This window comes from Janthinobacterium sp. KBS0711, assembly GCF_000988085.1.
Lineage (GTDB): Bacteria > Pseudomonadota > Gammaproteobacteria > Burkholderiales > Burkholderiaceae_D > Janthinobacterium > Janthinobacterium lividum_E.
This window is the reverse complement of the sequence record NZ_LBCO01000024.1, coordinates 416,938-425,919: the sequence shown is the minus strand read 5'-3', so window position 1 is coordinate 425,919 and position 8,982 is coordinate 416,938. Positions and strand designations below refer to the sequence as shown.

Genomic DNA, 8,982 nt, shown 5'->3' with positions numbered 1-8,982 from the left:
GGCTTGCGCAGGAAGCCGTCGGCGCCAGCCGCCAGCGCCTCCTGCTTTTCTTCCTCGAAGGCGGAAGCGGTCATGATCACCAGGCGCGGTTGCACCAGCGCCGGCTGCGCGCGCAGCCAGCGGGTCAGCGCCAGGCCGTCCATGTCCGGCATGCGCCAGTCGCTGAGCACGATGTCGTAGCGCTGCGCCGCCAGCATGGCTTGCGCCTGCACGCCGCCCGCAGCCTCGTGCAGCTGGAAGCCCAGCGGCGCCAGCAAGCCGGCCAGCAGCTTGCGGCAGTTGTCGTCATCGTCGACCAGCAGCACCATGCGCCCGCGCTGGGTCGGCGGCAGGCGCGCCACGCGGCCCGGCGCCAGCGCTGCGATGGCCGGCTGCTGCAGCACCGGCGCACGCAGTTCGAAACTGAAGCGGGAGCCGGCGCCCAAGGTCGATTCGACGCGCAGCTCGCCGCCCATCAGGCGCACAAACTCGCGCGAAATGGTCAGCCCCAGTCCCGTGCCGGCCTGCGCCACGGCGCTGTCGGCCTGCACGAACGGTTCAAAGATGCGTTCCAGATCCTCTTCCGCGATGCCGCTGCCCGTATCGCGCACAGCGAACGCCAGCGCCACCTGCCCATCGCCGCCCGTCTCGCAGGCCAGCGACAGGGTCACGCTGCCCTGCTCGATGAACTTGAGCGCGTTCGACAGCAAATTGAGCAGCACCTGGCGCAGCTTGGCGCCATCGAGACGCACCAGCGGCGGCACGCCGGCACGTTCGAGCCGCAGCGCGATGCCCTGGTCGCCGGAGCGCATGCGCACCATCTCGAGCACTTCGTCGAGCAAACCGTTCAAGTCGACGGGTCCCGCTTGCAGCTGCATGCGGCCCGCCTCGATTTTCGACAATTCCAGGATATCGTTGATCAAGGTGAGCAAATGATGGCCGGCGCGGTTGATGATGGCCAGGTTATGTTTTTCTTCCTCGAACATGCTGCTCGAATCGGCCATCATCTGCGAAAAGCCGATCACGGAATTCAAGGGCGTGCGCAATTCGTGGCTCATGTTGGCCAGGAAGACGCTTTTCGCGCGGTTCGCCGATTCGGCCTCGGTGACGGCCACCGACAGGGCGGCCGTGCGCTGCTGCACCAGCTCTTCCAGATGGTCGCGGTAGCCGAGCAATTCCTGCTCGCTTTGCTTGCGCTCGGAAATGTCGACGATGCCGCTGCGCACCAGGCGCCTCCCTTCCATCGGCAAGCGCACCAGCCGCACTTCGCAAGGGAAGATGCTGCCGTCGGCGCGCCGCACATTGCGCTCGACCAGGATGGGTTCGCCCAGCATGGCGCGGCGCAGATGCTCTTCCATCATCAGGCCCAAAGGCATGCCGTCGGGCTGCTCCATGCTGTACAGGTCGAACGGTCCACGCGCCAGCAGCGCTTCGCGCGACATGCCCAGCATGCGCTGCGCACTGCTGTTGGCGTCGATGAAGCGGTCCTGGTCCAGGTCATACACGACGATGGCTTCGGGCGCATGCTCGACGAGGATGCGGAAGCGCTGCTCGCTCTCGCGCGCCTCGCTCTCGGCGCGGCGCAAACGCCGCCGCTGCAGCAGCAAGGCGCTCAGCAAGCCGGCCATCACGATGAAGACGCCGGCCGCCAGCAGCACGGCGGCGCGGTGTTCGTGCCACAGCTGCGGCGGACGGTTGAAGAACAGGGTGTCTGGCGGCAGCTGGCTGATGTCGGCATCCCAGCGCTGCAGCTGCTCCCAGTCGTACATGGGCACCGGGCGGATCGGCGGCAGCAAGGCGCCCGGCGCGGCAGGCGCCTTGCCGGCCAACACGGCCAGCGACATCTGCGCCACCTGCTGCGCGGCCCCTTCGATGTGCAGGATGGAGCCGCCCAGGATGCCCTTGCCCACATTCGTGTTGTACATGCCGAAGGCAGGCACGTTCGCCAGCCGCGCCAGCTCGCCGGCAAACTGCACGGGCGTGGCGATGGCGCCGGCCACGTCGCGGTTGACGTTGCCCGCCAGCAGCAGCGTATCGGCGGGCAGGTGCGCCACCTTCACGCGCATCTGCGCCAGGGTCAGGCCGTCGAGATACTCCATATAAACCCTGCCCTGCCACGCCTGCGCCGCCTGCTGCATGTTGCGCTTCAGGGCCTGGTCGGCCTCGCTCGCGCCGACGGCCATGACGATGGTTTTGGTTTCCGGGAACAGCGCCATCGCTTGCGCCAGGGTGCCGGGAAAATCGACGTTCGCCTTTTGCTGCCAGATGGCCAGCGGGCTGCCGGCCGGCAAGGCATTGCCCGAGGTGTTAATCGCCAGCACGGGCACGCCGCGCGCCAGCGGCGCCAGGTCGGACAGCAAAAAATCGAGCGCCGGCTGCTGCATGGCGATGATCAGGTCAGCCTTGCGCCCCATCATCTGGGTGTATCTTAAAAGCAACAAATCACGCATCTCGTTGCGCAGCGCCGGGTCACCCTGGGTATTGAGGTTCAGGTGCTCGACCATGATATCTTCGCTGGCCAGGCCCGCGGCGGCCATGGCGGCCACATAGGTGCGCGTGTACGATTCCACGCCGGCGCGGCCGTAATCGTAGGCGTTGAGGAACAGCACGCGCTGGCCCCGGTGCGGCGGCGCGGCGCTTGCAGCCAGCGCAGGCGCAGCCACAGCGGCGCATAGCATCAACAGCAATGCGCGGCCGCAGCGGCGCACCGCTGCCCTGCCCATCCCGCCGCCAGGCCGCAAGTCACCCGGCACATCACGCATCATTCGCCATGCCCATGCTCACTCCCGCTGTCACCATGTTTCACCATTGCGCCGACTGCTCAGCCACCGACACTTACAAAAACATGATAACGTCAACTGCCGGGACAAGTCTATTCCTTAGGGCAATCTTTTGACAAGACAAGCACCCGCCACGCCAACTATCGTTATGCGGCGGTGACGCTGATGCCGAACAATTCCAGCTTCAGCCCTTTTATGCCAGACGGCACATAAATCGCAATCGCCTGTGCCTTGATCATGCTGTCATAGATACTGCCCTTGTTATCGATCGAAAAGTAATATGTATTGGGCCGCACGGGTACTTCAGCAGGAACCTGGGCCATATGCCGCAGCTCGGCACCCGGCAATGCCCGGCCCAGTAATAGTTCGATATTGTCCGGAGAGGATATCTTGAACTGCAACGGCACCGTGGCAACCAGTTCCAGCGCCGGCATATCGGCGTTGACCGCAAGACAAAGTTCAGTCTGCCGGTCAATCCGCTTGGCATCGAGCAAACCGTGATAGTGGGTGTTTTGTTGCGTGTCGTTGGACAATGGAATCGGGAAGTAACGCGACAGGAGCACCGTATCGATCAGGTCACGGATGATGCCATCGAGCTTGCCGAAACCGGAAGCCGGGTCATCGTGACAATACGCCGGCAAGTCGCTCAGCGTGTATTTTTTTGAAAACGTCATCAAGCCGCCGGCCAATGCCATCAATTTTTCAAACAGATATACAGGATGGTGGCGCCGATAACTGGCGCAATGACTGAGCGTGGCGCTGGCCGTGCTCAAGGTATTGAGCATCCAGAACGAGGAAACATCCCCGCCATGGAATTCAACCGTATTGTTACCGGGTTGACGGTGGCGGCTGTACAGCGCCTCAATTTTCGCGCCCATGCGGTCGATCAGCGAATCGAGCATTTTCTGCAGCGAAGACTCGGCGCTGATGGTCAGGCCAGGCGGAATGAAGGAGGCATCGATTTCAAAGCTGCCATTGCCGGCGCGGTACAAGCGTATCACCGGGATGGCAAGGTAATCATGCAGGGGGTCCAGTTGCGACAGCAGATACACGCGCTTCTGCAGGTAAGCCACATCGACGCTGACTGCCTCGCTGTACAGATCCGGAGTTTCTATATCCGCCTGGACATACCGCGCGCCGGCAGCACTCACATTGCCGCCATGTGCCCGCAGCGTGGGCAACGCGGCATAAAAAGTAAAACTATGTTCGCTGGAAGGCAGCTTGGACAGGTCTACTGCACTGGGCAATACATCGCCAAGCGGCGCTTCAAAGAACTCTCCATCCTGAAAGACGAGCGACATGGCGTCCGCCCGCAGGCTATTGTTGGCCAGTGCATCCGCATTCCAGCTGACGCCGTGCACACCCCATAAATGTGGATTGATGAGTGAAGCCAGACGCTGCAGGCGCGCTTCGTGGTAGCGGTCCAGCTGCTGGAATTGCTGGGGGCCGATGGCCAGGCCCTCGGACCAAAGTAATTTGGATGGCAATGTCATTGCGTTCTCCATGTTGACCGTTGGAATCATGTTGCCTTGCCAGTCTGATGTTGCCAGCTTGGAAGTCCTTGATATTGCACAGCAACCCTGTTCAATTATTGCGCAAACGCAATTTGCCTCTGAGCAAACACTCGGATACTGACCACTCCGCCGCGAAGACACAGGAAAAGAGAGATGGAGGACTTGCTGCCGTATTTCGAACGCGAGCTGGTGATGCTGCGACGGCATTGCCGTGAGTTCTCCGAACGCTATCCGAGAATTGCCGGCAAATTGCACATGTCCGGCGAGTCTTGCGAAGATCCGCACGTCGAACACTTGATCGAATCGGTGGCGATGCTGGCGGCCCGCATCTCGAAACGGCTCGATGACGACTATCCGCAATTTACCGAAGCCTTGTTCGAAGCCCTGTTTCCACATTATCTGCGCCCTTTTCCATCCTGCACCATCGTGCACCAGTCCGCCCCAGCGGCTGAAGCGGGCGTAGTACACCTGCCGGCCGGCAGCGAAATGGACGCAACGCCTGTGCGCGGCGTGCGCTGCCGCTTCAAGACGGTCTACGGCATAACGACCGGAACATCGCTACTGGAAAGCGCGGCTTTCGATGCGATGATCAAGCCGCCGCCAGGCGTACGCCTGCCAGCATCAGCCAGTTCCGCCCTGAACATCGGCATCCGGCATCTCGATGCGGCGCCAGCATCACTGCGCGTTTTCATCGATGGCGAAGCCTCTTTTTCCGCCGCCTTGCGCGATGCCCTGTTCCTGCATGCAGTCTGCGCTTTTGTGTCCATCGACGCGGTGCAGTGGATAGCCTTGCCCGCCTTGCCCTTGACGCCCGTCGGCTTCACCGAGGCGGATGCCTTGATACCTTTCGGTGCCCGTTCGCAGCCGGCCTACCGCATCCTGAGCGAGTATTTTGCGTATCCCGAAAAATTCAATTTCTTCGACATCGATATCGCGGCGCTGAGTGCTGCCCTGCCGCCTGGTTGCCAGCGCTTTACCCTGCATCTGTGCATGACCGGTTTGCGACCCGATTCCGCCGCGGCGCGCATGTTGTCCAGTATTTCCAGCGACAACTTAAGGCTGGGCTGCAGTCCGGCGGTCAACCTCTTCCGCCAGGAAGGCGTGCCGATCGCCATCACCCGGCAGAAAACCGACTATTCCGTGCTGGCCCATGCGACCCATGCCCATGGTTACGAAGTCGTCACCGTTGATGCGGTGCGTTTGCTGCGCCAACGCGGAGGGGAAAGCACGCTGACCGAATTTCGCCCGCTGTACAGCCTGCGCCATGGCGAGGGCGCGGCGCAACAAGGTCATTACTGGGTCATGCGCCACGACACGACGCTTGCCCTCAAAAGCCCTGGCCATGAAAAGAAAATCACGCTGGTCGATAGCGACTTCCATCCCTTGATCAATGAAAAAGCCAGCTTGTCGCTGTCGCTGACATGCAGTAACCGCGATCTTCCACTGTCACTCAAATACGGCCAGCCGCAAGGAGACTTGCAACCGTGCGGCGGCGGACCTGCACTGCACATGCTGCGACGCCCCAGCCAGCCCCGACGTTTCCCACCGGGCGCGGGCCTGCACTGGCGCCTGATTTCACACCTGGCGCTGAATCATCACGCGCTGGTCCAGGAGGGCCTGCCGGCGCTGCGCGAAATGCTGACGCTATATGACCAGTCCCAATCGGCAAGCTCGCAGCGCCAGATCGGCGGCATCGTCGCGCTGGCGCACTCGCCGACCACGACATGGCTGCGGCACAAGCGCGGCACCTCGCTGGCGCATGGCGTGGAGGTACGCCTCACGCTGGACGAGGAAGCGTTCGTCGGCAGCGGCATGCACCTGTTTGTACAGGTAATCGATCACTTCCTTGGGCTATATGTGCAAATCAACAGTTTCATCGAACTGGTGGTGCTGTCAGGGCAAAGCGGAAAGGAGCTGATCCGATGCAAACCAAGAAGCGGACTGCAGAATCTGGTGTAATCCAACACTTGCTGGCCGAGCCATACCGCTACCAGTTTGTGCAGGCGGTGCGTATTCTGCTGTGCTGGCTGCGTCAGCAGAACGTGTCCCATGCGCAAGCCTTCGGCCACGTGCTGCGCTTCAAGAACAGCTTGTCCTTGAGTTTTCCCGCCAGTGAAATCGAACTGCTCTCGCTCGACGACAATGAGCAGCTGACCCTGACACCCACATTCATGCGTTTTCTCGGCGTCGGAGGCACCTTGCCCTTGCACCATTCGGAACGCATCGCCGGCCACCGTTTGTCGAGCAAAGACGCTGGCGTCTCGGCCTTCCTCGATATCTTTTCACACCGCATGCTCACGCTGTATTACCAGGCGTGGGAAAAGTATCGGCTGGAATCCACGCTGCAGACCCAGGCAAGGGATGTACAACTGCCTTTGCTGACGGCACTGGCCGGCGTGCGGCGCGCCGCGCTGCCGTCGAGCGGCGAACCGGATGCCGTGACGCAGGACGTCGCGGCCTGGTACGCGGGCCTGCTGCGCTGCCGCCCCGTCTCCGCGCAAGCGATTGGTCCCGTGCTGGCCGAGTACTGCGGCGTCCCCGTCACCGTGCAGCAATTTGTCGGTGGCTGGGACTATCTGGAAAAAAACCGCCGCAGCCTGCTGGGCAGTGTCAACTTTACCCTGGCGCGCGGCGCAACGCTTGGCCAGCGGCTTTGGCGCCAGGACATGTGCGTCTGCCTGCATATCGGCCCTCTGGATCCTGCTGGCCTGCAACGCTTCCTGCCGCGCAGCACGGGCGCCGCGGCCCTGGCAAAAATGCTGATGCTGTTTGGCGTACCAGACTTGCAATATGAAGTGCGGCTGATATTGAGTCCGCCATGTATTACTCCCCTGCTCCTGAGTTCCAACCCTCCAGCAAGACGGCGCCTGGGCTGGACGACGTTCTTGCAGACAGCACAAGGCAAGGTACGCGGCGCCGAAGTGCGTTATCTGCTGCAACTGACCTGAGCAGCCCATCACTGGAAAGCGAGGCAAGCATGAAACATGCGGGACGCGGCGTCATCCGGCTCGGGGACGCAACCGATCACGGCGGCAAGGTCACCAGCGCCTCATCCGGCAGCACCGTGATGGGGAAGACGGCGGCACTGGCCGATGACACTACCTTCTGCCCCAAGTGCAAGGGCAATTTCCCCATCACGCCAGACGGCGCCGGCGCAAAACACATGGGCAAGCCGTACGCCTATGACGGCGATGTCACCGCCTGCGGCGCCCACCTGATCACATCCCTGTAAAGGAGGCGGACCATGCATGCAAGCATCCAGGCGGCACTGTCGGCCTTTGACCTCGCCGCGCAAGAACGGCGCCTGCTGAAGATCGATTTCCCCCATGAAGATGGGCCAGCCGGCGCCATCCTGCTGGTCAATTCGCTGACCGCCAGGGAAGAAGTGTCGCGCGACTTCCGTTTCGAGGCCGAATTGCTGTCCGATGACGCGCATATTGCGCTCAAGGCCATGATGGGCCGTATGGCGACCATTTCCATGGTGCGTGACGATGGTACGCTGCGCTACTTTAACGGCTATGTGGGCGAATTTTGCCTGCTGCGCGCCGATGGCGGCTTTGCGTGGTACCGGATGGTGCTGCAGCCATGGCTGGCCTTTGCCCGGCTGCGCCAGGACAGTGTGTCCTTCCATGGCCAAAGCGTAATGCAGCTGACCGAAACGACCTTTGCGCACTACGAGCAGCGCGACTGGAAAACCAGCATCCATGGCGACGATCCGCAAATCACCTGCGCCAACCAGCACAATGAAACCGACTATAACCACCTGCACCGGCGCTGGGAGGCGCTGGGCTGGCATTACTGGTACGAGCACCGCGCCGATGGCCATACGCTATGGCTCGCGGACAATACCACCCTGGCTGACATGATCGCCACGGCGGCCGGCGACGGCGCCATGCGTTTTCACTCCGAATCGGGCTCCATGGAAGACGATGGCCTGCAACAGTGGCAAGCCGTGCGCCGGATCGGCTCCGGGCAACTGACCTTGGCCAGTTTCGACTATAAAAATCCGCAGCCACGCCTTGCCAGCGGCTACTCCCTGAATCGCCAGGGTGATGTATTTGCCCACGAACTATATGAAAACACGGGCGCCTATGGCTATAAGGATGTCGATGCCGGGGAAGCTCTGGCCCAACGCCGCATGGAGGAAAGCGACCACCTGCGCCAGTATTTCGAGGCGGCCGGCAATCACCGTGGCGCACAGCCCGGCTTTTGCCTCCGGCTCGATGGCCATTTCAGCGCCGAGGAAAAACGCTATCAGCCTGGCGAGGAGCGCCCGGACAGTATCGCCGAACGCGAATATCTGATCCTGTCAGTCGAGCATAGCGCCAGCAATAATTATCAGGTCGGCCTGAACGCACAGTCCCACTATGTCAACAATATGCTGTGCGTGCGCCGGGACATCCGTTGGCGCCCGGGCCGCGGCTACAACAGCACGCCATGCATCGTTGCCGGTGTACAGACGGCGCTGGTCGTCGGACCGGCCGGGGAGGAAATCCATACCGATGCCCTGGGACGCATCCGCCTGCAATTTCACTGGGACCGCCTGGGTGAATTCGATGAGCGCAGCTCGCCATGGATACGGGTCATGATGCCGATGGCGGGCCCGCAGATGGGACAAATCGCCTTGCCGCGCGTGGGCCAGGAAGTCGTCGTGCAATTCCAGGACGGCAATATCGATCATCCCATCGTCATCGGCGTGGTCTACAACA

6 protein-coding genes are annotated in these 8,982 nt (G+C 61.9%); 4 read left to right on the top strand and 2 right to left on the bottom strand.

The features are described 5' to 3' along the window. Positions 1 to 2,642 (bottom strand): sensor histidine kinase (locus tag VM94_RS27305; protein WP_160309295.1); only part of this gene is annotated, 2,642 nt, incomplete at its 3' end. A gap of 263 nt (positions 2,643 to 2,905) precedes the next feature. Further along, the gene (tssK, locus tag VM94_RS14515; protein WP_046684082.1) at positions 2,906 to 4,252 is read right to left on the bottom strand and encodes a type VI secretion system baseplate subunit TssK; all 1,347 of its coding nucleotides are present in this window, start codon (positions 4,250 to 4,252) and stop codon (positions 2,906 to 2,908) included. 174 nt (positions 4,253 to 4,426) lie between these two features. On the opposite strand from tssK, the gene tssF reads away from it, so the two are divergent. The 4 genes from tssF to VM94_RS29035 form a co-directional block, all read left to right on the top strand. Beyond that, positions 4,427 to 6,232, top strand: a complete 1,806-nt coding sequence (tssF, locus tag VM94_RS14510; protein WP_046684081.1) for a type VI secretion system baseplate subunit TssF — start codon at positions 4,427 to 4,429, stop codon at positions 6,230 to 6,232. An 8-nt stretch (positions 6,233 to 6,240) separates the two neighbouring features. Next, positions 6,241 to 7,221, top strand: coding sequence for a type VI secretion system baseplate subunit TssG (gene tssG, locus VM94_RS14505; protein WP_052755771.1), 981 nt, complete (start codon positions 6,241 to 6,243; stop codon positions 7,219 to 7,221). Positions 7,222 to 7,250: 29 nt separating this feature from the next. Then, complete coding sequence (locus VM94_RS14500; RefSeq protein WP_046684079.1) at positions 7,251 to 7,505, top strand: PAAR domain-containing protein; 255 nt, start codon at positions 7,251 to 7,253, stop codon at positions 7,503 to 7,505. 12 nt (positions 7,506 to 7,517) lie between these two features. Further along, positions 7,518 to 8,982, top strand: a 1,465-nt coding sequence (locus VM94_RS29035; RefSeq protein ID WP_046684693.1) for a type VI secretion system Vgr family protein, incomplete at its 3' end; no start/stop codon positions are given.

Bases quoted from the DNA above. Each gene is read 5' to 3' on its own strand.
- tssK (WP_046684082.1), bottom strand. From the start codon at position 4,252: ATGACATTGCCATCCAAATTACTTTGGTCCGAGGGCCTGGCCATCGGC.
- tssF (WP_046684081.1), top strand. From the start codon at position 4,427: ATGGAGGACTTGCTGCCGTATTTCGAACGCGAGCTGGTGATGCTGCGA.
- VM94_RS14500 (WP_046684079.1), top strand. From the start codon at position 7,251: ATGAAACATGCGGGACGCGGCGTCATCCGGCTCGGGGACGCAACCGAT.